The sequence below is a fragment of the Dictyobacter alpinus genome (assembly GCF_003967575.1).
GTDB lineage: Bacteria > Chloroflexota > Ktedonobacteria > Ktedonobacterales > Ktedonobacteraceae > Dictyobacter > Dictyobacter alpinus.
In genome coordinates this window covers 349885-374737 of the sequence record NZ_BIFT01000001.1, presented here as the reverse complement: position 1 = coordinate 374737, position 24853 = coordinate 349885, and the positions used below count along the sequence as shown (strand labels likewise).

Below are 24853 nucleotides of genomic sequence, written 5' to 3'. Positions count from 1 at the left end.
GTTTTACCTACCTGGCGTATGACTGGGAAAATTCAATAACCTCGGCGAGCTTGCGTTTGGCCTTGCCTTCTTGTAAAGTAGCCTGTGCCAGTTTAATACCATCCTTAAATGAGGCCACCTGTTCGTTGGCCATCAAGGCTGCGGCAGCATTTAAACAGATTATCTCAGTAGCGGGTGTCGCATGATATGTCGAAAGGATATCACGTAAGATTGTGGCATTATGAGTGGGGTCTCCACCTTGAAAATGCATGATATCGCTAACGCTGGTTAGTCCAACCTCTTCAGGTGTAATGGTATAGGTTTTCATTTCCTGACCGGCACGGACCTCACAAATATGGGTAGGGGCGCTCAGTGAGCATTCATCCAGACCATCCTCACTATGGACAATCAGAGCATGTTTACAGCCGAGGCGCAGCAGGACCTCACCCATTTTCTGCATGAGCGAGTCGTCTGCCACACCTAATACCTGGTAGGGGGTATGGGCTGGATTTGTCAGAGGACCCAGAATATTGAAGACGGTACGAATACCGATCTCACGTCTGGTTGGTCCAACATATTTCATGGCTGGATGGTAGGTTTGAGCAAACATAAAGCCGAAACCACAATCCTGCACGCTGCGTGCCAGCGCCTCCGGTCCCAGATCAATTTTTACGCCCAGTGCCTCTAAGACGTCGGCGCTACCGCATTTGCTGGTCGCCGAACGATTGCCGTGTTTCGCAACTTTTGCGCCGGCCGCCGCCGCGATAATGCCCGCGGCGGTCGAAATATTCAAGGTACCAGATCCGTCACCGCCAGTACCACAGGTATCCATTGCGCGTCTGGATGTTTGCTCATCAAGCTGCACCTGTACAGCCTTATCGCGCATGACCTGTGCCAGACCGGCGATTTCCTCCACCGTTTCACCGCCGGGCCGTAGACGCAGGGCTGTCAGAAAAGCCCCGATCTGCGAAGGCGTTGCCGCACCCGTCATGATCTCTTCCATGGCGCTGGCAGACTCCTCGGTCGTCAGTGTGGCTCCTGACGCGATATGAGCAATAGCTTCGCGAATCATGATCAAAATTATCCTCTCTGGCTTGCAATAGTAGGAGACCCGATGCTCCTGTTGAAGTTGTTCTACTGCTCTAAGAAGTTGCGTAATAAATCTTTGCCGACGGTAGTCATAATCGATTCGGGATGGAACTGCACACCCTGTACTGGATAATCGCGGTGTCGTAGTCCCATGATCAAGCCATCTTCTGTTCTGGCCGTAACTTCTAGTTCTGTGGGTAGTGTATCTGCTTCAACGATTAAACTATGATAACGAATGGCCTCAAAGGGCTGTGGTAATTGTTTGAAAACGCCTTTACCAGTATGGTGCATTTGTGATGATTTTCCATGCATTGGTTCTGGCGCGCGAATAACTCGTCCACCATATACCTGACCAATTGACTGATGCCCAAGGCAGACGCCCAGGGTTGGAATGCGTGGACCAAAGGTCGCGATAATATCACAGGACAGTCCCGCCTCGTTAGGAGTACAGGGCCCTGGGGAGACTACAATATGGTCAGGTTGTAGTTGCTCAATTTCAGCCAGCGTAATCTGATCATTGCGCCGTACCATAATCTCAGCCCCGATCTCAGCCAGGTATTGATACAGATTATAGGTAAAGCTGTCATAGTTATCGAGTAACAAGAGCATCTTATTTCCTCCCTCCCTGTGGAATCGTGGGTGACTCAAGAACCGTCTGTCGATTAACCTGGGCGATATGTTCAGCCTCATCAAGCGCTCGTAGCAGTGCTTTGGCTTTATTCAAGCTTTCTTGATACTCGTTGGTCGGGGTGGAGTCAGCGACTACTCCGCCACCTGCCTGAATATAGGCTCGACCATTTTTGATTACCATCGTGCGTAGCGCGATCGCCGTTTCCTGGTCGCCTGTATGACTAAAGTAGCCAACAGCGCCGGCATAGACGCCGCGTGTCTCTCCCTCTAGTTCGCTGATAATCTCCATGGCGCGTATCTTGGGTGCTCCTGAGACCGTGCCAGCGGGAAAGCCCGCACGTAGCGCATCGAAAGCCGAAATTCCCTCACGTAAATGTCCTGAGACATTGGTGACCAGGTGCATAACATGAGAATAACGCTCAATGGTCATAAAATCGTCGACCTGAATACTGCCGATTTTACTGACGCGACCAACATCATTGCGGGCCAGATCCAGCAGCATGATATGTTCTGCCCGTTCTTTCGGATCTTGCTGTAACTCGATGGCCAATAGCTCGTCGCTTTGCTTGTCAGCGCCTCTTGGACGTGTGCCAGCAATCGGACGAATAGTCACCTCGTTGTCCTCATAGCGCACTAACAGTTCAGGTGAAGCCCCAACCAGATGGAAGTCCTCCAGATCCAGAAAGAACATGTGTGGTGAAGGATTAATGGCGCGTAAGGCACGATAGACAGTAAAAGGTGAGGCATTGACGTGGCGACTCAGGCGCTGTGAGGGCACCACCTGAAAGATATCGCCGGCTTTGATATATTCAATTGCCTGTGTGACCATCCCTTCAAACTCAGCCTGCGTGCGATTGGAGGTTATACGCAATGCATCTTCATCGTGAATCGGTTGAGGTTCTACTGGCAAACGTACCGGCTGACGTAGTCGGGCCTGGACATCATCAACGATGGCTCTGGTACGCTGATACTCAGCCTCAATATCCTCCGCATCCAGATGAATGTGTGTGACGACACGGACACTATGGCGTACATGATCAAAGACCAGTACCGTTTCTGTGAGCATAAAGACTGCCAGTGGCAGATCCAGTTCGTTTGGCTTTGGTTGCGGTAGGCGCTCAAAGCGGGCTGCTGCGTCGTAGGAAAGATAACCGACCGCTCCACCAAAGAACTTGGGGAGCTGATCATGCGCCCGCTCAAGATGCGGTGGCTTAATCAGCCGGTATTGCCCGAGTTCCGCCTCAAGTAATTGCAGTGGATCATGGCAGGCTAACTCTTCCTCATTGTATGTTCCCTGAACTGTGTTCATCTTGCGTAACTTGACGCTCTCACCACGATGAATCATCACCAGATAGGGATCGATACCAATAAAAGAATAGCGTGCAACCTGTTCGCCACCCGAGACACTTTCCAATAGAAAGCTATAGGGTTTTTGGGCCGTTTTGCAATATGCTGAGACTGGTGTTTCCATGTCAGCCAGGATATCGCTGTACAGAGGCAGTAGCGGCCGGCGATTATCCTGCTCATCCGTACCGCTCTGTCCGGGCTGCAAAAGCGCAGCCCGGATCTGCTTCACCTCATCTAATGTCGGATAGTACATAATTCATACCCGTTTCGTCTAACCGCTATGCAACTGTCCTTATCAAAGAACCACTTTTCTAGCTGGCCTGTGTTTTATTTAGCCCAGGCCAATAGCTTTTTTGACTTCTTGTACTGTGTGTTCGGCCATCGGACGTACTTCATCCGCGCCTTGTTTAAGGATGGCTTCCAGCGTTGGCATATCGTTGATAAGCTCATGATAGCGTTGTTGAATGGGACTCAACGTCTCTACCAGACGTTCTGTCAGGGCTGCTTTAAAGTCGCCGTAACCTTTGCCTGCAAAATCTGCTTCAATTTCCTGGTTTGACTGACCGGTTAACGCCTGGTAAATTGTCAATAGATTGGTAATGCCGGGCCGGGCCGGATCAAACGTGACCAGGCGTTCTGAATCGGTGGTGGCGCGCCCGATCTTCTTCTTAATCGTCTTTGGATCATCCAGCAAAGTGATATATGCATTAGGATTTGGATCACTTTTACTCATTTTTTTGGTTGGATCTTCCAGAGACATGACGCGTGCTCCAGCGGCCCTAATATCGGCTTTAGGAATAGTAAAGACCGGTTTGTTGTAGAGGCTGTTAAAACGCTGTGCCAGATCACGTGTGAGTTCAACGTGTTGGCGCTGATCATCACCAACCGGCACAAGATCTGTCTGATAAAGCAAGATGTCACCAGCCATCAGCACTGGATAGCAGTACAGTCCAGCACTCACTGTTTCCATATCATCGCCCGCTTTGGTTTTGAACTGTGTCATACGATTCAACCAGCCCATTGGTGTGAAACAGTTCAAGATCCAGCTTAGTTCAGCATGCTGATGTACATGCGACTGTACAAACACTTTGCAATGGGCGGCATCCAGGCCACAGGCCAGGTATAATGCGGCCAACTTACGGGTATTATTATGCAAATCCTTGGGATCGATCGGTAGAGTAATAGCGTGTAGATCCACAATACAAAAGACATTATCGTATTGATCTTGCGTCTCCACCCAGTTACGAATTGCTCCCAGATAATTGCCTAGATGAATATTGTTCGTGGGCTGGATCCCTGAGAAAACACGTTTTTTGGTGGCTGGTTTATCCTGAGTGATCGCTGGTTGTACCTGTTGATTCGTGTCGATTGACATAGTATTTCCTCCGCAATTGTGTATAGATCCGCTAAAAATTCCCAATAAAAAACGCCCCTCATCCCTACAAGGACGAGAAGCGTGATATATAGCGCTTTCGTGGTACCACCCTGTTTTAGATTGGCCGTCTCGAAGTGTAGATAAAAACTACGTTTATGCAGGAGACGAGCAATCCCTCTTTGCCGGATACGAATGAAACTACGTTCTTCAAGCAAATCTCAAGGAAGAAACATGTATGTAGTTAGCATGTGTATATCCTGTCCTCAGTAACGGGGGACATTCCGAAAGAGTGCTACTGATTTCGTGTGACCGAAATGTTCGTTCTTTAGCTACCAGGTCCATTCCATAGCTAGACTGGTATCGGTTTCCACCATTCCCGACTCTCTGTGCCCATGCATGGCTATGTACTCTTCCTGTTCGTGGCTTCACTATTCTATTGTTGATATGACACTAGTATAGTGTGAAATTTGCGACCTGTCAAGGCTACACTCGCGCTTGCTTGTTTAGCTTACGCGGGTGTGCCAATGCCTTAAGGATTTTATTTATGGGTAAATACAAGGAAGACCTTGCACTAATAGCGTTGCATGAGAGCATGGACACTATTAACGTAGCGCCAGTTAAAAATACCGCGATGTTTGACGTTCCAACCACCTTCGTTATAGGCGCTAATGATTTTTGTCTTGTTTCCGTGAAATCCATGCCAGAGCGAGTGTAAATAAATCGCCCCTAACTCGATGTTGTCCTGTAACTTGTAAGGATCATAGTGACCATTGACCTGCCGATTAAGTCCCTGTGCTGTATACGGCATGATCTGCATCAATCCTATACCACCATCCCTGGCGATCACATGCTGGTTCCAGCCACTCTCTTGCCAGGCGATGGCCAGCATCAAGTTTGCTGGAAGACCATAACGCGCTGCTGCGTCACATAATAAAGAACGTGCCTGTTGTCTGTTCGACCACTCCAATGCGCCATAGGCATACCAGGTGACACGTCCATTGGGACGGACTCCACTGGCTGCCCATCGGGCTTTAGAGGGAATACAGAGGTTCTGACCTGTAAATATCAGATTAATGTTACGGATATTGTTGGTACGAGCCAGCGTTGCTACACTAGAGCGATACGCATGCGCAATGCCATTGAGTGTGTCACCGTTTGTGACGCGGTGCCAGAAACAGCCTGTCTTGACAGTAGTTCGTTTAGATTCAGCATAAGCCTGAGGATGACTGAGAGACGTTACATACGAGCCACAGAGCAGAAAGATGCTACAGAGGAGCAATACTATGTGCCTGGGATTTATAGAATGGAAAAAGATCTGCCGACTTCTGGCATCATAAAAAAGACTTCTGTGATGATCGCCAGATGCCTTTGGCATAGGGTCCTGCTCCATACTTTTACTTCTCCTTTCCCATTCACTATAGTCTGTAGCGCAATTGTTAAATACAAATGCAAGTGTTCGAAGGGTTGCTATCCTTTTGCGTTAGCGGAAAAATAGAGTAGTAAATAAAATAGTAAGCAAATAGCTGTCGTGACTTAAGGATTGTCTTGTGCTTATAGACTGAATCCACAAAAAATGCTACACTAGTAGCGGTGTAAGCGTACCCACAATTGCCGGAAAGGGAGACCTACAGCGTTCCTTTTTCACCCACCAGATCCAAAGCCTCCTTGCTGTGTATGTGGTAGCTTTTTGATGATAGTAGAAAAATAGGACATGGAGTCATGAAAACAGAAGAGATTTTAAGTGCAACAGTTGAAGAATACCTGGAAATGATTTATAACATGAGTATGGAAGATGAGGTGGTAATCGGGGCTCGTCTTGCTGAGCGCTTTCAAGTTTCTGCTCCCACGGTCACAGAAATGCTCAAGCGTCTGGTTCGGGATGGCTATGTAGAGATGAACTCAAAGCGCCATGTATCTTTAACAGAGACAGGGAATCAAGCTGCTGAGGCTGTATTACGGCGTCACCGTCTGACGGAACGTTTTCTGGTTGACATGCTGGGGATGCAATGGCACGAAGTTCACGAAGAAGCCTGCCGGCTGGAACATTTTATCTCTGGAGCTGTTGAATCGCGGGTGATCGCGAACCTGAATAATCCAATGACCTGTCCCCATGGCAATCCTATTCCGGGCTCTGTCCCCAATGCCCGTACCTATCTTAAGGATAATCATGCCGTCCGTCTCTCCACTGTCTCCAATGGAACAAAGGTAAAGATTTTGTGTGTCTCGGAAGTGGTAGAAGACGAAGAAGCGCTGATTATGTATATGCATCAGAAGGGCTTAACACCGGGCACACAATTGCTTATGTTAGCCCAGGTGAGCGAACAGGCCTCCACTGAAGAGAATCAGGAGCAGGTACGTTTACTGGATGGTGAGCGTGTGGTATGTATCAGTGCTGAAGCTGCCTCTAAACTCTGGGTCGTGCTCGTTTAAGCGTAAATATAAAGCAAGCTAACTTCAGTAGTGGATATGTTTTGCTCCTATCTACTCCTGAGGTTAGTGATGTGTGCCGCTGCATCTACCCTTCCTCTTCAATAACTTAGCATTAATAGCTATGCAAGCGTCCTACCATCTTCTTATAAATGGACTGACAGCCTCAATTTTGTTATACTTCTTTTCTGATTATCTATAATAAATTGACAAACTCAAAAAACAGTATGCACGCTGGGGTGCGGATTGGTATAATGTGATAATGAGCGATTCACCTATGTCTTTTTCGCAAACAAATACTTCTTCGCAGGCTGCGGGTGCCGGAGAAAACGCTGGTCGAGCGGCTTTAACTACTGCGCATTCCGCTGACCAACCTGATGGGGTAGATAGAGCATCTTTCTGGCATGATCGGTTGATTGAGATCGGCCTTATTTTTTCCATGGCCCTTTATTATCTGATTGGCAATGAAAATGTTAAATTCCATATCGGAAATCTGGCCCAACTTTCCCCTTTGTTTGCACTTCCTTTCCTTTGTGTGTTTATTGGTTTAGCCTGGTATCGATTGCCATTTGCTGTTGCGCTCCTTCCCCTGGCATTGCCTTATTATCTGGCACCTAAGGATGTGATAAGATCCGTTCAATTGAGTCCTGCCGAGATCATACTATGGATCTGTCTGGGTGTGGCCCTCGTTCAATTCGCTGTCTTGCGCCGCAAATGGCCATATAAACTCTCACTTCAAGAACTGCGGCAACGGCTGGGACCTTTTCTCTGGCCGATTCTGTTGTTTGTGCTGGCGAGTATCATTTCTCTTCTGGGTGTCAGCGCGCCAGGCACTGCCCTTCGCGCATTTCGGCAGGAAATACTAGATCCGCTGATCTATGTCGGTTTGATCTTCTGCTGCCTACGCTCGCGTCCGGCTATTACCCGTCTATTAGTGGCGCTATTTACGACTGGTTTAGTCATTGCTTTTATTGCCATCCTTGACTATGTCATGTTTGGTAAAACAGATACAGTCTATGGTGGTCCCCCAAGTGTAGGATTGCTATTTGATTACACACTACCCATTGGTCTCGCGATCATCTTTGCGCGTATTTCCTGGAAGGTCCGCCTTGCAGTATTGCTGCTATCTATACCCTTTATCTATGCACTATTGCATAATGATTCACGCGGATCCGCGCTGGCTGCTTTTCCCGTTGTGTTGCTGTTTGTGATAATTCTGGCGATTCGCAATCGTAAAGTGTTGTTAGTCGGCGGCTCAATTGCGCTGGTAATTGTAGCTATCGGTTATGGTCTGTTTTATCCTAAAGTAAATCGGGTTGTGATGGATACGATAATTAATGGACATGCTGATAAAAATAATGTCACAACCTTACAGAGGCGCGTGCATCTATGGCAGAGCGCTGAAGCTATGATCCATGATTATCCATGGTTTGGCGTTGGCCTGGATAACTGGCTCTGTCATTATGCCAATCCACGTGTTGTGCCCGCTGCCGATCCTAATTATAAGCTTCAGGGGAAAACCTCTCAATATGCATGGATGCAGTTGTGTCCACCGGCTTCACATTACTATATTGTCAGCGAAGAGAACGGCAAAGATACTCATATGTATGATGAGCCCGGCCTTTCTCATCCGCACAATATCTTTTTGCATGTGTGGGTAAGCATTGGTGTTTTTGGTTTGCTGGCCTTCGTTGCCTTTCTTGTGTTTTTCTATTGGCTATTTGCCCGCATCTTGCGCTACCTGGACACACACACTATAGCTCATAGTGAGCAGTGGCGCTGGATGACTATTGGGGTTGCCGCCGCCATGCTAGCCGCCATTATTCAAGGCCTGGTAGATAGCTCATTTCTGGCCCAGGACCTGGTTTTCTGTTTCTGGCTCCTTATCGCTACACTCCTCATCATTCGCCGTCAGATCAGTCTGTCCTGGCGCTAATAAAAGGTCTACTTTGCTATTGATGCATCATAAATGGAGTGGTGGTCGCGACCACTACTCCATTTATGATGCATCAATATATTTCTTTCCCATGTGACGTAGTCCACACTCTACGAGAGAGTTAACACACTGTGTTTTAAGCCAGGCACTTCTATAATTGATACAAGAGCTTATTGGGGGGAGAAAATAGATGTTTTTTACTTTTTCAGCGACCACACTGTTCATCTGGCTGGCCTGCCATTTCGTTGGTGATTTTGCCTTTCAAAGTACCTGGATGAGTTTAGAGAAAGGGAAAAGCTGGGAGGTCAATTTCTATCATTGCGCTACCTATACCGCTGTCTTTATCTTGTTTGCTCATCCTTCTCTATTAGCGACATCTGTCATCTTCGGAACACATTTTGTAATCGATCCGCTGAAAGCTCGCTACAAAATCATTGGTCCCATCTGGTTAGATCAAGCCCTGCATATTGCAACGATTTGGCTCATTCTTTTTTTTCAATTTTAATCGCATTAAATATATGTGACCTGGTGATGTGTTATTGCTCCAGGAACCCTATAAGAAGAGAGGAGCGCCTATATAGACGCTCCTCTCTTCTTATGGATGGGTGTTGGTTAGACTTGCTGGTCGCTAGATGGGGCACTATTCTCAGGCTCAGCGGCTTTCTCATTTGTCTTGTAAATGAAATCATTCAACTCCTGGCGCGTGTGCTCCAAAATGCCGCGCAGGCGGTTGAGCTTCTCGGTATCGCGGAATGATGAGCGGCCAGCGATTGCGAAGAGGCGGGCAACCTCCATGGCTTCACTTCGGATGGCCTGGATCTCTGGATCATTCCAGAAACGGCCAGGACCATTGCCACGGGCCCATGGGGGCATGAAATTCTCTTCTTCTTTCTGACGTTCAGCAAGAAAGGCTTTACCTTCTTCCGTGATGCTATAAACTTTTTTGCCCTGTGCCTCCAGGACCGTGACCAGTCCACGATCTTCCAATAGCTGGAGGGTTGGATAAATGGTGCCAGCGCTTGGTGCATAGAAGCCACCAGAACGCTCTTCTAATGCTTTCATCATCTCATAGCCATGCATTGGACGCTCACGGAGCAGTTCAAGCAGAGCATATTTTACATCTCCGCGCCCAAAGAAGCGGCCACCTTCCTTGAAAGGACCACCTTCAGGACCGAAGGGACCGCCAGGACCAAATGGTCCGCGTCGCATGCGCATTGCGAAGAATCCTGGTCCACGATGGTGATGGTGATGGCGATGATGCTCATCATGGTTTAACCATGGTGGAGTCCAACCTTCCCAATCCTGGGGACCACCTTCATAACCAAAAGCAAAGCGTCTATTAAAACGGTTAAACATAGGTGCGGGTCTCCTTTCCGAGTCCACTAGTTTGCGATATATCGTTATCGTGTTTATAGTATATGCGATATATCGTATTGTTGTCAATAAGAGATACGCACTTTCAGGTAGAAGGTTGCATAAAATGGAGGAGTGAATAGATTACTGGATATTTTCTTGCTTTATTGGTGCCAGATAGAAAGCAGGATATGGTTGATTACCAGCACGATGATAAATACGATGGAAAGTTGTTTTTGTTGAGTCGCGAAGAGAGCCGCAATAGCTACACTAAATATGATGAATTTAAAGGCAACGTATGCCAGTCCCTGGAGTTGCCAATTTGATCTTGGTGCTCCAAATATGCCCCAGAGTATAATTGCCAGGATGGGAGCACCAAGGCCTAGAATGATTTTGAGGATCATACCGTTTCCTGTTGTAAAGCCCCAATATCCCAGGGATGCGATCATACATAGTTCTAGCAAAAATGCGATGGCCAGATTTATGTTTTTAAGTAGTGTGAGCATGAGGTGAATCCTTTCAATCTCTTTGATAATTTAGCGCATATTTCTGATAGCCGTAGATAGCTATTTATTGATTTGTCTGTCATGTAGATCATGTAAGAACATAGTTAATAAGCGTTGAAATGTTTCATCGATGTCCAGTGGGAGCCCGAAGCCCCCAATCGCTTCCAATGAAGTACAGCCATGAACAACACTGCGGAACATCCGTACAGCATGAAGTTCATCGTCTGGTGTTAATGCATAGGCAGACAATGCCCGTCGCACAATGGTAACGACCTCATTTCCGCTTGCCAGCCATGTCTGATCATTGGGATCTGGTGCCTGGTTGATGACTTCGTAGACGCCAGGATGCTTTTTCGCAAAGGTGCGCATACTATGAGCAAGCGCGTATACAGCATCATCCCCAGCTTTCCCCATAACTGCATCGCCTAGCAGTTTGGCTGCTTCTTTTAATCCTTGCAGTGCTATGTCTCGCCGCAATCCAGCCAGGCCTGTAAAGTAATGGTAGAGCGTCGGTGTTTTAACTCCTAATTGAGAAGCGAGCGTTGCCATGGTTACCTCATGCAGGCCATCGGCATCAATGAGCCTGATGGCTGTATCTATAATAGTTTTATGGTCTAAACCTGCGCGTGTGGCCATATTTAATCTCCCTGACTTAAAGCTGTTTTGGATAAGATATGTGCAAAGAGCGTTAGAATACTTTCGCCCGTTTTTTTCTGGTTCTTCAACCTGCAAATGATGGCCAGCACCCTCAAAAATTTGTACCGTTGCTTGTTGTAGGCGTCCCGCCAGCATATGCGCTTCCTGTTCCGGTTGCTTAAAATCAGGATCACGTGAGCCCATCAAGATTAAGGTTGGGGCCTTGACTTCAGCATGGCGAGTATAGGTGGCGCCGCTGCTTTCCGATTTATCTATTGCCAATAGGACATTGTCTAATATATATTTATATTAGTCTAATTGTATTAGATTGTCAAATATGAATAAGTGTGAGTACTTATGAAATACAGTAAATGTGAAATAGCTAAAAGAAATTCGCCAGAAAGATGAACGTTCATCTTTCTGGCGAATTTCTAGATTTGATTTTACGAATTTTTGGTTTAAGGGAATGATGTCAGGGGTGTTGGGGATATTGGGAAATAAAAATTAGACTGGTTGGCTGTGCCAGCGCGTTGCCATTAAGGCGTAGTAGCTATGATTGACCAGAGTCCAGAGCGCTTGAAAGAAAGCGGGATCCCGAGATTCAAGGTGGCGTAAGAGGTTTTGTTGTTTTTCAGTGGTAGCGCGACAGAAGTTACCTCCAGCGGATAAATTTAACTCGTTTAATGCCGTACGTAAACGCTTCTCACTCAACATTGGGGTAGCATTTTTTTGCCCGGCTCTGGGCAAAATATGAAGAAGTAGTTCGTCAATCAAATGTAGACTAGATGGGGGTGGAAAATCTTTGTCAGACGGAATAAGCAGGTCAATAATTGTGTTTAATTGAGCCCGTTCCTCTAAACTCAACTCAACTTTTGTTTTACGAAATGTCGGTGCGAGCCGAAGCATGTCGCTCATTTGAACTCCTCTTTTGGATTTTTGGGGTGCTAGCCGTTCCTATCTCGCATAATAGTATCATATACCTGATAGATAATTCAACACCAGTTTCAAAATTTTTTTTACGCTATGTGATTTTTAAGTTTGTGTCGGCTTATAAAAAAAACCTCAAAAATGCGTTTACAGACTATTTTTGCAGCTCTCTGAGGAAGCAACAAAGGGCTTTTCATGCGCTCTGATGGCTATGTGAGACGCCTTTGAAGTAGAAGGTGCAAGAGAATACATGTAGGCAATTCTTGATTATTTGAATGTAAATATGCTTCAGCGTCTGCAAAATTGTGGATAAAGTATATACATTACACTAATTATTTTATTCCTGTGTTTGTGGATCAGGTGGTACTATCTTCTCAGTTGAAATGGATGAGCTTTTATACTAGTTTTGATGAAAACTATTCTTTGATTTTTTCTATGCTTGTAAAATGATTTATGAATTATAAGGGAAACGTAATCAGAAGTGAGTACGTTTCCCTTATAATATGTTTTATGCTTTGAGAGTAGGCTGATTTAGAAGACGACGGTCTTATTTTCGTGGATCAGTACGCGATCGGTAGTATGCATGCGCACCGCTTCTGCCAGGACGCGACGTTCTACATCCCGCCCTTTGCGTTCAAGGTCACTTATCGTATCACGATGGTCACAATGAATGACATCCTGCGCGATAATGGGACCTTCATCCAGATTGTTAGTCACATAATGGGCGGTGGCGCCGATCAATTTGACTCCGCGTTTGAAGGCTTGTCCATAAGGACTGGCACCTATAAAGGCTGGCAAGAAACTGTGGTGGATATTGATGATGCGTTGTGGAAAGGCCTCCACAAAGAAGGGCTCTAAAATCTGCATGTAGCGTGCCAGGATTAGTAAGTCGGCCTGATCACCGATAAAGTCCAACATACGTTGTTCATCTGCCTGGCGAGTTTCGCGTTTTACTGGGAAGTGATGATACGGAATATTGTACATGTCAGCTAGATTTTTTAGGTCTGGATGGTTGCTGACAATAAAAGGAATATCCATGGCCAGTTCGCCGAGTTTCCAGCGCCAGAGGAGATCGACGAGACAATGATCATATTTTGAGACCAGGATGCCCACACGTAAGCGTTCCCGTGAGTAGTGTATGCTCCACTGCATCTGAAACTGTTCGGCAATGGGTTGAAATGTTTTACGTAGATCAGCGGGAGTTAGCTGAAAGCTTTCCTCAGCAAAACTGATACGCATAAAGAAGGTGCAATCATCCTGATTGGTTGAATGTTGATCTGATTCAAGAATATTTCCATTGTGCTCATAGATGAAGCGCGAAACTGCTGCGACGATGCCTGGCTTATCTGGACAAGAAATGAGCAACGTAATTACATCTTTTTGTGTTGTCACCTGGACCCCTCCACCATATTTATTAAGAGCGTGCGTAGCACTTGATGCTTTATGTAAGAGGAAACAAGCAGGGATATTTTTCACTGTTTCCTTTTGTTGTCAGGTTGAGGTATATGGTACGTCGTGCTTGTGTTTCTGTCAATGTGAGATATTACATATTTGATTATCAGAGTTGTGTTTGAAAATTACTCTGATGAGGATGATATTCTTCTGGCCATATGCAGGCACTAAAGTGCCACCTTCTTATGAATATTTTTGTCGCCAGGATGCACATTGCGCATCCTGGCGACAAAAATATTCATAAGGGGAAGTCAGGAAAGTAACTGGTTATCAAATTGTATTTTGATTTGTGATAGATCTATCTTCTCGTTGACTGGAAAATCTACATAGCCATTTTGTGGTTGGCCAGGATAGACTGCTGCGTTAATTGATGCGACTTTTCCCTGTACAGCCTGCCCGGAAGGGAGGATCAGGCGTGTCAAATTAAAATAATCTACACCAATGGTGTCCTTGTTATTGTTGGTCGTATTTAGAGAAACACGTACAACATATTTGCCACCACGCTTAAAATCATCTGAAAACTTTGTGGCCATTTCTGCTTTGGTAAAAACGATATGCACCCCTTTATAATCATGGGTTTGATGTAATGTGGTATTGGAAATTGGATTGGTAACCACTACCGTTGGCTGTGGTGGTGGCGCAAATAATGAATCATGCTCTACTTCATGAGGACCATCGATGAGCACAGCGATGACCGCGAGTGCAATCACCACAATGCCTATAATTGTACCCGCCTTACGAGGAATAGTGAAGCGTTTCCTGGCTGGTTGTTCCATAATATATGTTTAGCTCCTGGTCATAATCAATGAATGTATATCGTATTATAGCAAAACGAAGGCAAGGCTATCGGCTTCTTGTACCAATGCCTTGTCTTAGCTTGATCAGGCAGGAGCTGGGATTATCCTATTTACTTGTGTTGATTGCTCGGGCCGGTGACTTTTCTGATGGAAGTAAGGTGTAATGTTGTGCATCAAAGTGACGTATACGGTGTCGATATTCAAAGGTGAAGCCTGGCCAGAGCGTAGTGTTATGCCCTCTGGCATCCAGATACCAGCTAACACATCCCGAAGCCCAGACTGTTCCCTTCATGCGTCGTTGCATTTCTTTGACAAACGTCTCTTCAACGTTTGATTGGACTTCAATGCTCTGGATGTTGCGCTTATTCATAATGCGTAGACAGTCGAGGATATAGGTAAGTTGAGACTCGATCATGTAGACCATCGAATTGTGTCCAAGGCCAGTGTTGGGTCCTATCAAAAGGAAAAGGTTAGGAAAGCCTGCTACGGTCGTTCCATAATACGCTTCGGGACCGTTTCGCCATTTGTCTGCGAGGGATTGTCCCTCGCGACCATAGATATGGTGGGGGAGCTCAGTATCGGTAACATGAAAGCCGGTACCACAAATGATGGTATCAACTTCGTATGTTTGTCCATCCTCAGTAATAATGTTCTTTCCCTCTACCTGTCGAATGTGTTCAGTGACAACCTCTACATTTGGTTGACTTACAGCTGGATAGAAATCATCTGACAATAGAATACGCTTACAACCCATCGCATAGCGAGGTGTCAACCTGGTCCGTAATTCAGGATCAGATACCTGTCTTTCTAAGTGTCTATGGGCGATTTGCTCGGCCTTGAGCAGCATTTTTGAGCGATAGACCATCCCTAGCGCGGTAAGCTCGCGTTCCCAGTACATTCGTGTACGGATCAGGCGCTGGATGATGGGTAGGAACTGGTAGAGTTGTTTTTGCCTGGCGGTGATCGCATGGTCCAGACGTGGGAGAATCCAGGGTGGAGTACGCTGGAAAAGGGTCAGAGAGCTAGCGAGTGGCTGAATATGGGGGACAAACTGAATAGCTGATGCACCCGTGCCGATGACGGCAATGCGTTTTCCGGTCAGATCGTAATCATGTTTCCATTGTGCAGAGTGAAATAGCGTGCCTTCAAATTGGGTCAGACCTGGAATATTTGGTAGAGATGGCTGACTGAGGGGCCCATTACCCAGAATAAGAATATCTGTCCACAATGTTCCCTGTGATGTAGTAATCTGCCAGAGTCGCTTATCCTCCTGCCAGATAGCATCCTGTAGTTCCGTGTTCCAGCGGATATGAGGAATGATCCCAAAGCGTCTGGCGCAACGCTGTAGATATGCTTGGATCTCACTCTGAGGAGAATAAGTGCGGCTCCATTGAGAGTTGAGCGCGAAAGAAAAAGAGTAAAGATGGGAGGGAATATCACAGGCGCAGCCTGGATATGTATTGTCGCGCCAGGTTCCACCAATATCGGAGGCCCGTTCGAGCAGCACAAAATCTTTATAACCCTGCTGCTTTAACCGAATAGCCATTCCTAAGCCAGCGAATCCAGTTCCCAAAATTACTATGCGTACACGTTGCTTATTGCCCAAATCCTCATCACGATAAGTATCATCTTGTTTTTTGCTAGCGTCTCTGCCTGCAAATACATTGAACATATTATTCAGCCTCCAGGGGATGATGTTCTGACGATCGTATGGTGTTGTTCGCATCTTTTTGAATATATTAGTATCATATACCCTCTGGCAGTCAAATTCTAGAGTTTGTTGCTTTGACTATCATTGTACTTTGCCACGAGTTGCGACGGGCCAAATCGCTTCCAGGATGCCATTGCGATGGGCGTAATAATAATCGTGCAGGTTGATTGTTGTGTCGATGTGGCTCGGAATAAATTCAAGGCGATCACCGATCTCTAGCGGGACCGTAGCATTGTCTGTTGATGTCAGAATACCATGTTCATCGCCTCCAGGATGATAAGCGATGTCGTCTTGTCCCTTGAGTTCAGGCATACCGCTATCGGTGGAGAGCGATTTTAGTCCGGCGTCCACCACGGCTCTGGTAGGAGTTGGTCGGCTGATAACCGTCGAGAGAATGGTCAGCGCGTTAGCATAGCTTGAACCAAGGGCATGATGATAATCGGTATCCATGAAGATGAATGAGCCAGGTTGCACCTCTGTTACTCCATCCACCTCGGCACATATCTCTGCGGTACCTGTGCCACCGGTTGTGACGATGTCGATGGGGAAGCCATCGGTTCTTAATTGTGTTGCCGTCTCAACCAATATTTGCATTGCCTGGCGACAACGCTGTGCCCGCTCCTCGGGGTTATGGATATGCTGCAAGTGGCCTTCATATCCCTGTACTCCGATCAGATGCAGTTGTGATAACGTGCCGATATGATGGGCTAAAGTACGTGCATCTGCTCCTGGATTCACCCCACAGCGATTCTGGCCAACGTTCAGATCGAGTAACACATTAATTTCTAACCGGGCCTCAGCCAAAATTTGATGAAGGGCTTGAGCGCCAGCCAGACTATCAACGACGACTTTAAGCGCTGGATGCTTTTGTATCAGTGAGACGAGCCTTGCCAGTTTGGGTTGACCAATAATCTCGGTCGTAATCAAGAGATCCTCAATACCGGCATCGGCCATCACCTCAGCCTCGCTGACTTTGGCAACACAGCCACCAATGGCACCGGCTGCTAAGAGTTTTCGCGCCAACGCGGGACTTTTTACGGTTTTTAAGTGTGGTCTGACATGGACTTTTCTGGCCTGTAAGCGTTGCATCATACTGGCAATATTTGCCTCCATCAATGTGAGATCTACCAGCATTGATGGTGTATCCAATAACTCTAGCGCATCTCCAATTTGTGGTTGATACATGTCGCTACCCTCTCTATCCGGTAAATAATATGGCTGTATTATACTGCATAGATTCCTCCAGTGATGATCGTGTTCCACTTGGGTATACTGGTCTGGCCGAAAACTATGTTAGGCTACGTTTGGTCGTTTTGTGACGGCCTTAATTCAGGCCTTTACATTTTTTTTACAGCTTTAAGCCTTTTTTTTGATATTCATGCGCTACGATACAGATAACAAGTCACTCATGCTCACGATTTGCCGTCGGATGTGGTTGGAGTGGTAAAGCAGCATTATTCTGAGGGTGTATTCATCCAAGGTTAATACTGGTGTAGTAATACATTTATACGGCGGCATTTTCTCTCTGGCTGGACAAGCGATGCAATGTATGCGTCTATTTGCATGTCGAGATGCGTTCCTCAACACAAGGTGGTGGTAGAGAAAGTTGCTGTTACGGCAACTGGAGTGTATGTATATCCTTGGAAAGGTCAGAATATACCATGAAAAAATTTACAGTGGCGGTATTGATTATAGCCGCTTTTATCTTTTACAGTCTTCTGTTCAGCCACACAAATCAGGTCGCGGTTGTACCCAATACATCGACGAATTCTAAACCTTCTAGCCCTTCAGTGAGCAGTACTCCTGCAGATGGTGGGGCGCCAGCACCTGTTCCGACGACAACAACCAATACGCCGAGTGGAACCTATAAAGATGGTTCATATACGGGGAGCGTCGCAGATGCGCACTGGGGGAATATCCAGGTTAAAGCAATCATTCAAAATGGCAAAATTACTGATGTACAATTCCTACAATTCCCTAATGACCGTAATCGCTCGATTATGATCAACAATAATGCTGATCCGCAACTCACACAGGAAGCTATTCAGGTCCAGGATTCAAATGTTGATATTGTTACCGGGGCAACAGACTCGAGTGAAGCTTTCATCCAATCACTCTCAGATGCTCTGACACAGGCAAAAGCGTAAACCATGAAAGATACACGTTTGATCATGGGCATGCCCATCACTCTTGAAATCCTGGATACCTCTGCTACAGAGGACGATTTGGAGCGAGTGTTTGCCCATTTTAATGCTATAGATGAGAATTTTAGTACGTATAAAACTGGCAGTGAGGTCTCGCGGTTCAATCGAGGCGAGCTTACTGCCGAGCAATACAGTGATAATCTGCGCACAATTTTGTCGTTAAGTGAACAAACAAAAAAAGAGACGAATGGCTACTTTGATGTGGAGCATGCTGGTGTGTTTGATCCCTCAGGCATCGTTAAAGGTTGGGCTATCCATAATGCTGCACAGATGTTGAGAGATCGCGGACTGCAAAACTTTTATGTCGATGCTGGTGGGGATGTTGAGGTCGCAGGTCATAAAGCTGGTCAAGCGTGGAAAGTTGGTATCCGCAATCCATTCAATCGCAGTCAGAACGTCAAAATTCTGGCCCTTTCAGATCAAGGCATTGCTACCTCTGGCACCGCTATTCGTGGACAGCACATCTATAATCCGCATCAGCCCACAAGCCAGTTGCAGGATGTTGTTAGTCTTACTGTGATTGGTCCCAATGTGTATGAGGCCGATCGTTTCGCAACAGCTGCCTTTGCTATGGGGAAAGATGGAATCGTCTTTATTGAGAGATTAGCTGGATTTGAAGGATATATGATCGATGTCCACGCTCGTGCCACGTTTACCACTGGATTTGAAAGGTATGTATATCACCAATGATCGCAAAAATAGATTCTCTACTAGATAATATAACGATGTACCGTCTGGTGCTCTATGTGCTTATCGCTTTGCTTGGTATCGCGACCGCCCTGGCATTTTTTCATCTGCTGCCATTCTCGCCGCTGGCCTTGCTGGCCTCAACTGCCTTTCTCGTGGTGATTTGCTGGGCGATGAATACAATCTTTGGTTTTGTTTTTGAAATTCCTACTAATATTGAATCAGCCACCATTACAGCTCTGATTCTGGCGCTCATCATTGATCCTGCACAGTCGCCAACTACCTTCCAGTTTCTTGGCTGGGCGGCTATCCTGGCGATGGCGTCTAAATATATATTGGCGCTCTATAAAAAACACATCTTTAATCCGGCCGCTATTGCTGTAGTGATTACCTCATTTGCCCTTGGTGAATCTGCAAGTTGGTGGGTAGGAACCACAAGCATGGCCCCTGTGGTCATTCTGGGTGGTTTGTTGATTGCCCGCAAATTGCGGCAGATCGATATGACGATGATTTTTTGTGCGGTTGCCCTGCTGGCTGTCATCATCATGACTGTAGTACAAGGCAAATCAATGTTGACAGAAGCAAAACAATTGTTTCTGCTCTCTCCGCTCATCTTTTTCGCATTTGTTATGCTTACCGAGCCGTTGACTGCTCCACCAACCAAACATTTGCGCTGGGTCTATGCCGCAATCACCGGCATCTTATTCATTCCCCAAATCCATGTTGGAAGTGTCTACTCAACTCCAGAACTAGCCCTGGTGATCGGAAATGTTTTTGCCTATTTGGTGAGTCCAAAACAAAAAGTTGTCCTCAAGCTCAGCAGGAAAATTAAGATGGGACCGAATCTCCTTGATTTTGTGTTCAAACCTTCACAAAAGCTTTCATTTGTTCCCGGACAATATATGGAATTTACGCTGAGTCATCCACATACAGATAGTAGAGGCAATCGCAGGTACTTTACTCTGGCATCATCACCAACTGAAAATAATGTGCACCTGGGCGTGCGCTTTTATGACGAAGGAAGCAGTTTTAAGAAAGCCTTATATGCTGCAGATGGTAAAACAAAAATAGTCGCAGCGCAGATTGCTGGGGACTTTACCTTACCCGCAGATCCTGATCAGAAACTGGTATTTATTGCCGGTGGCATAGGTATTACGCCATTTAGAAGCATGATAAAATATCTGCTGGATACTCGTGAGCGGCGCGATATTATCATGTTCTATGTGAATAGAAAGAGCAATGAGATTGTCTATAAAGACATTTTGCAGGCTGCTTATCACGAACTGGGCATGAAAATGTTCTATACTCTCACTGATGTCAACGCTGTCCCGCGCGACTGGCCTGGTTTTGTCGGCAGAATTGATGAGAACATGATCGCGCAGGCCATCCCTGATTATGCTGAGCGCACCTACTATCTATCGGGCCCTCCTGAGATGGTCAGAGCTAATGTGAAAATCTTAGAGAATATGCATGTAAAAAGTAGCCAGATCAAGAAAGATTTCTTTCCCGGATTGGTATAGTACAAGTATCTTGCATTACGGGATGAAGAAAGAATAAGGGTAAAGTTCATCAATTTGCTGAATGTTAGACAATAATGACATCAATATGTTATGCTGTACGAAAAAATTACATAAAAACATGTATTGAGTACGATTGATATATCCCCCAATCAGATCGTGGCTCATAGCAGGAGTACCGCATGCATATTATCCATGGAACCTGGATTCCCGATGACTCGCAAGGGTTCATCCGAAGTGGAGCTTTCTATCTCTGGGTAGAGACGGATCTGCCGCCATCTGTGGTGACAAAGAGCAAAGATGCTGTCCACCCTCGGCACCTGACACAGGCAACTCTGACAACCTTTCTTGTGGAGAAACTGAAGCTGGCAGATTCTTTTCCTGATACGGTGAAGAGCAACCTGGTTGACCGTTACTTTCTGCTTCCTACAACGGCTGGTAAGCCTGCACCTTCTTTTGAATTGTTGCGTTACGTTGAGGAAGAAGAACCACTAGAATTTGAGCTGATGCCCTGGCAGATCTGCTGTTATAAAGTCTCAGAGATCCTCACCGTCCTGAATTTGCTCCATTTTATGGCGCTTAACGGTGCCGAAGATTTTCAACTGGGGGCAGACCTATTATTCTGGCATTACTATGCTCAGGCGCTCAAAGCTATCATTGCCAAAGACCAGTACATTCCTGCACTAAAGTATCAAGATATGGGAACAATCCAGGAGAAAAAAAATACACGTAGCAAAAAGGCAACGAAAAAAGAAGCCAGTTTTATACTTCATCCTTCCTGGGAACTGATCTCAGATACCTATGAGACGCTGCTTCAGCGTTATCTGACTGCTATGCCAGGAGTGTGCACGGCTGGATTAAGTACTCCAGATAATGCTGTCTTGTTCGAGGAAGAGGCGTTGTTACGCCATTTTTCAGAATGCCTGCTTCACAACATTGTCACAGGTACTCCCTTTACCGGGGCATTTGATCATCAGATTGCTGATACGCTCCTATACAGATGCATCTATCCATACCGTCCGGCTCCCATCCAGGATCCTGCTGAGGCGCTTCAAGATTATAAGCACTGGCTGGCCTGGCGTACCAACTTAACCGGGGTCCATACGGATGCTGGTTTTACGCTCTGTTTTCGCTTAGAGGAGGCTCCCTCTACTGACATAGACAACTGGCATATGCATTTTCTGGTGGCCGCTAAGCATGATCCTTCTCTCCAATTGAGTCTACATGCATACTGGGAACTTGAGCCGAGGGAGCGCGTGGAGGCGGTAGATGCCTTTGGAGAGGATTTTGAAAAAAATATTTTACTGGCTCTTGGCTATGCAGCACGTATCTATCCCAAAATCTGGGATGGGTTAGCTACAGATAAGCCTGCCGGCTATCAACTCACCCTTGATGAGGCGTTTGCCTTTTTAAAGGAGAGCGCCTGGGTACTTGAGGACTCCGGCTATATTGTGATTGTTCCTGCCTGGTGGACGCCTGAAGGCAGACGGCGTAGTAAGGTACGCCTCAAAACAGCGTTGCGCTCACCCAAAGGATCAACAAATGCACCACAGGGTGGACATCTTAGTCTTAAAAAAGTAGTTGACTATAGTTATGAACTGTCAATCGGTGGACAGGTCGTCTCGGAAGAGGAATGGCGACAACTGGTCAATGCCAAGTCATCTTTGGTTCAGTTTCGTGGTGAATGGATGGAGCTCGACCGCGAAAAGATGCAGCAGATGCTTGAGTTCTGGCAGACGCATCAACACGAATCCACTGAAATCTCACTGATGGATATGTTGAAACTTGGTGCAGAGGGGGCAGAGGAACTAGAATGGGAGCATGATCATGACTTACAGGATATGCTTGCCCAGCTTGATAATAAAAATGCCATTGCCCCCATTGCGGATCCTGTGGCCTTGCAGGGAACTCTGCGTGAGTACCAGAAGCGTGGTGTGGCCTGGCTGCACTATTTAGAGAGCCTGGGCATGAATCCTTGCCTGGCTGATGACATGGGATTGGGCAAGACCCTCCAGGTGATTGCTTGTTTGCTGAAAGAACGTGAAGAAACCGAGTCTATCGGACCAACCTTGATTATCGCGCCGACATCAGTGTTAGGCAACTGGCGTAAGGAGATTGAGCGTTTTGCACCAAAACTACAAGTTCTGGTACATCAGGGGGGAACACGGCCTAAAGATAAGCAGGCGTTTCTGGAGATGTATCAGGAGCAAGATGTTATTCTGACCTCCTTTGCGCTGGCTCGTCTGGATGAAAAGTTATTACAGAGCATCGATTGGCATCGCGTAGTAGTTGATGAGGCCCAGAACATTAAGAATCCACAGGCGGCCCAGACACGTGCCATCCTTAAACTGACTGCTCCGCATCGTCTGGCTCTGACCGGCACTCCTGTCGAGAATCGTTTGCGCGACCTATGGTCCATCTTTAATTTCCTCAATCCTGGCTACTTAGGTAAGGAAGCACAATTTCGCAAAAATTTTGAGCTACCGATCTACAAAGATAATAATGCCACTCAATCCACGACCTTAAAAAAGCTGGTCGAGCCGTTTATCCTACGGCGTGTGAAGACTGACAAGCGCATCATCAACGATCTACCAGATAAGATCGAGCAAAAAATGTATTGTACGCTCTCGTCCGAGCAGGCCTCGCTGTATGAAGCTGTCGTTAAAGATGTGATGGAGCAATTGGATGAGGCAGAGGGCATTCAGCGTAAAGGTTTGATTCTATCAACATTGCTCAGGCTTAAACAGATATGTAATCATCCGATGCAATTCTTACAGGATGGTAGCGCCTTTACAACGGAGCGTTCCCACAAGCTACAGCGGCTTACAGAGATGGTTGAAGAGGTTATTGATAGCGGCGAAAGCGCACTGATCTTTACCCAGTTTACTGAGATTGGTGGGGCACTGGAGCGCTACCTTGAGAATAAGAAGCACTACAATACCTATTATCTGCATGGTGCTACAAATGTGGCCAGACGCGAAAAAATGGTGACGGAGTTCCAGGATCCAGTGACCGAGCCATCACTCTTTATTCTCTCATTGCGAGCAGGTGGCGTTGGTCTGAATCTCACCAAAGCCAACCATGTGTTTCACTTTGATCGCTGGTGGAATCCCTCTGTTGAAGATCAAGCGACCGACCGGGCATTCCGTATCGGTCAGCGCAAAAATGTTTTTGTGCATAAATTTATCGCCATGGGAACGATGGAAGAGCGCATTGATGCAATGATTGAAGACAAGAAGCGCCTTTCATCACTGGTGGTGGGCACCGATGAGTCCTGGCTGACAGAACTCGACAACGATACATTTAAAGATCTGATCACGCTGCGTCGCAGTGCAATCATGGAGTAAGAACAATGACACAGTTCAGCCGAACATGGTGGGGCCAGCGTTTTATCCAGGCCCTGGAAGAATTTACTGATTCTGGCCGCCTGAGTCGTGGGCGTTCATATGCCACCAACGGTCGTATTATGAGCTATAAATTGGATCAAGGCACCGTTGAAGCCAAAGTGCGTGGCTCAATCAACCCTTACTTTGATGTCTATGAAGAGCCCATTTATAAAACGTCAATTACGATCAAAGCCATTAGTGCCAGCCAGTGGACCAAAGTTATCCAGAAAATTGCTACCAGAGCTGATCTGCTCACCAAACTTTTGATGAGTGAGATGCCTGATGACATTGAGGATGTTTTTTCAGAGCTAAATTTGCACTTGCTGCCGCATAGTGAACGCGATTTCAAGACGAATTGCTCATGTCCCGATTATGCTAATCCCTGTAAACATATTGCTGGTGTCTACTATCTGCTGGCCTCTGCCCTGGACAAAGATCCTTTTGTCATGTTTGCTTTACGTGGACTCTCCAGGGAAAGCCTGCAGGCTGAACTGGTCAAGACCCCGCTAGGAGCCAATCTGGCTTCTGCCCTGACCATCAAGGAGCCTCAGCTTCAACCAGCGGCATCATACTATACTTATCTAGCTACCAGAGCGGCCCAGATTGCTAGTCACAAAGAGTTCTGGACTGGCGCAGCCCGCCTACCAATCCAACAGCCAGCCAGGACAGCACAACCCGCCGTTCCTGCTCTCCTGATCAAAAAACAAGGGGACTATCCAGCTTTCTGGCATAAGAATGCCTCATTTATCAAAACCATGGAAGAGCTCTATGAGCGTGTACGTACGAAAAACAAACAAATGAAATAATGAAAAAATCTGTTCGCATTAGCATGATAAACAAGTTCACCTCTCTTCTAATGACCTGCAGAAGAGAGGTGACATTTAACAAGAGGAT

General features: G+C 46.5%; 21 protein-coding genes. 8 read left to right on the top strand and 13 right to left on the bottom strand.

Annotation, left to right across the window (positions count from 1 at the left end):
- Positions 1-7: 7 nt before the first annotated feature.
- The 5 genes from trpD to EL633_RS01440 form a co-directional block, all read right to left on the bottom strand.
- The gene (gene trpD / locus EL633_RS01460) at positions 8-1051 is read right to left on the bottom strand and encodes an anthranilate phosphoribosyltransferase (RefSeq protein WP_126625495.1); all 1044 of its coding nucleotides are present in this window, start codon (positions 1049-1051) and stop codon (positions 8-10) included.
- A gap of 62 nt (positions 1052-1113) precedes the next feature.
- On the bottom strand, positions 1114-1677 hold the full coding sequence (locus tag EL633_RS01455; protein WP_126625494.1) for an anthranilate synthase component II: 564 nt from the start codon (positions 1675-1677) through the stop codon (positions 1114-1116).
- 1 nt (position 1678) lies between these two features.
- Positions 1679-3298 carry an anthranilate synthase component I gene (trpE, locus tag EL633_RS01450; protein WP_126625493.1) on the bottom strand — a complete coding sequence of 540 codons (1620 nt, stop codon included), beginning with the start codon at positions 3296-3298 and terminating at the stop codon, positions 1679-1681.
- Between the two features lie 78 nt (positions 3299-3376).
- The gene (gene trpS, locus EL633_RS01445) at positions 3377-4420 is read right to left on the bottom strand and encodes a tryptophan--tRNA ligase (protein WP_126625492.1); all 1044 of its coding nucleotides are present in this window, start codon (positions 4418-4420) and stop codon (positions 3377-3379) included.
- Positions 4421-4991: 571 nt separating this feature from the next.
- Positions 4992-5810, bottom strand: coding sequence for a lytic transglycosylase (locus EL633_RS01440; protein ID WP_126625491.1), 819 nt, complete (start codon positions 5808-5810; stop codon positions 4992-4994).
- A 329-nt stretch (positions 5811-6139) separates the two neighbouring features.
- Here EL633_RS01440 and EL633_RS01435 point away from each other — a divergent pair, with 329 nt between their 5' ends.
- The 3 genes from EL633_RS01435 to EL633_RS01425 all read left to right on the top strand — a co-directional run bounded on the left by EL633_RS01435 (position 6140) and on the right by EL633_RS01425 (position 9288).
- Positions 6140-6850 (top strand): metal-dependent transcriptional regulator, encoded by a 711-nt coding sequence (locus EL633_RS01435; RefSeq protein ID WP_126625490.1) that lies wholly within the window; start codon positions 6140-6142, stop codon positions 6848-6850.
- A gap of 274 nt (positions 6851-7124) precedes the next feature.
- A complete protein-coding gene (locus EL633_RS01430; protein ID WP_161981856.1) occupies positions 7125-8783 on the top strand; it encodes an O-antigen ligase family protein in 1659 nt (552 codons plus the stop codon).
- Positions 8784-8973: 190 nt separating this feature from the next.
- Positions 8974-9288: a DUF3307 domain-containing protein gene (locus EL633_RS01425; protein ID WP_126625488.1), complete on the top strand. Its 315-nt coding sequence runs from the start codon at positions 8974-8976 to the stop codon at positions 9286-9288.
- Positions 9289-9395: 107 nt separating this feature from the next.
- Here the strand turns inward: EL633_RS01425 and EL633_RS01420 are convergent, their stop codons facing one another.
- The 8 genes from EL633_RS01420 to EL633_RS01385 all read right to left on the bottom strand — a co-directional run bounded on the left by EL633_RS01420 (position 9396) and on the right by EL633_RS01385 (position 17350).
- Positions 9396-10139 carry a PadR family transcriptional regulator gene (locus tag EL633_RS01420; protein ID WP_170216677.1) on the bottom strand — a complete coding sequence of 248 codons (744 nt, stop codon included), beginning with the start codon at positions 10137-10139 and terminating at the stop codon, positions 9396-9398.
- A gap of 161 nt (positions 10140-10300) precedes the next feature.
- A complete protein-coding gene (locus tag EL633_RS01415; protein ID WP_126625487.1) occupies positions 10301-10642 on the bottom strand; it encodes a YrdB family protein in 342 nt (113 codons plus the stop codon).
- Positions 10643-10702: 60 nt separating this feature from the next.
- Entirely contained in the window at positions 10703-11560 is an 858-nt protein-coding gene (locus tag EL633_RS01410) for a WHG domain-containing protein (RefSeq protein WP_246039065.1), read from the bottom strand.
- Between the two features lie 222 nt (positions 11561-11782).
- The gene (locus tag EL633_RS01405) at positions 11783-12193 is read right to left on the bottom strand and encodes a hypothetical protein (RefSeq protein WP_126625486.1); all 411 of its coding nucleotides are present in this window, start codon (positions 12191-12193) and stop codon (positions 11783-11785) included.
- A gap of 543 nt (positions 12194-12736) precedes the next feature.
- Entirely contained in the window at positions 12737-13597 is an 861-nt protein-coding gene (gene purU / locus EL633_RS01400) for a formyltetrahydrofolate deformylase (protein WP_126625485.1), read from the bottom strand.
- A 311-nt stretch (positions 13598-13908) separates the two neighbouring features.
- Complete coding sequence (locus EL633_RS01395; RefSeq protein WP_126625484.1) at positions 13909-14433, bottom strand: hypothetical protein; 525 nt, start codon at positions 14431-14433, stop codon at positions 13909-13911.
- A gap of 127 nt (positions 14434-14560) precedes the next feature.
- Complete coding sequence (locus EL633_RS01390; RefSeq protein WP_126625483.1) at positions 14561-16126, bottom strand: flavin-containing monooxygenase; 1566 nt, start codon at positions 16124-16126, stop codon at positions 14561-14563.
- 120 nt (positions 16127-16246) lie between these two features.
- A complete protein-coding gene (locus EL633_RS01385; RefSeq protein WP_126625482.1) occupies positions 16247-17350 on the bottom strand; it encodes a DSD1 family PLP-dependent enzyme in 1104 nt (367 codons plus the stop codon).
- A 476-nt stretch (positions 17351-17826) separates the two neighbouring features.
- Here EL633_RS01385 and EL633_RS01380 point away from each other — a divergent pair, with 476 nt between their 5' ends.
- From EL633_RS01380 to EL633_RS01360, 5 genes are all read left to right on the top strand, one after another.
- Complete coding sequence (locus tag EL633_RS01380; RefSeq protein WP_126625481.1) at positions 17827-18312, top strand: FMN-binding protein; 486 nt, start codon at positions 17827-17829, stop codon at positions 18310-18312.
- 3 nt (positions 18313-18315) lie between these two features.
- On the top strand, positions 18316-19059 hold the full coding sequence (locus tag EL633_RS01375) for an FAD:protein FMN transferase (protein ID WP_126625480.1): 744 nt from the start codon (positions 18316-18318) through the stop codon (positions 19057-19059).
- Positions 19056-20576, top strand: a complete 1521-nt coding sequence (locus EL633_RS01370; RefSeq protein ID WP_126625479.1) for an RnfABCDGE type electron transport complex subunit D — start codon at positions 19056-19058, stop codon at positions 20574-20576. The genes EL633_RS01375 and EL633_RS01370 overlap by 4 nt, the downstream gene beginning before the upstream one ends.
- 179 nt (positions 20577-20755) lie before the next feature.
- A complete protein-coding gene (locus EL633_RS01365) occupies positions 20756-23920 on the top strand; it encodes a DEAD/DEAH box helicase (protein WP_126625478.1) in 3165 nt (1054 codons plus the stop codon).
- 5 nt (positions 23921-23925) lie between these two features.
- A complete protein-coding gene (locus EL633_RS01360; protein WP_126625477.1) occupies positions 23926-24765 on the top strand; it encodes an SWIM zinc finger family protein in 840 nt (279 codons plus the stop codon).
- Positions 24766-24853: the final 88 nt, after the last annotated feature.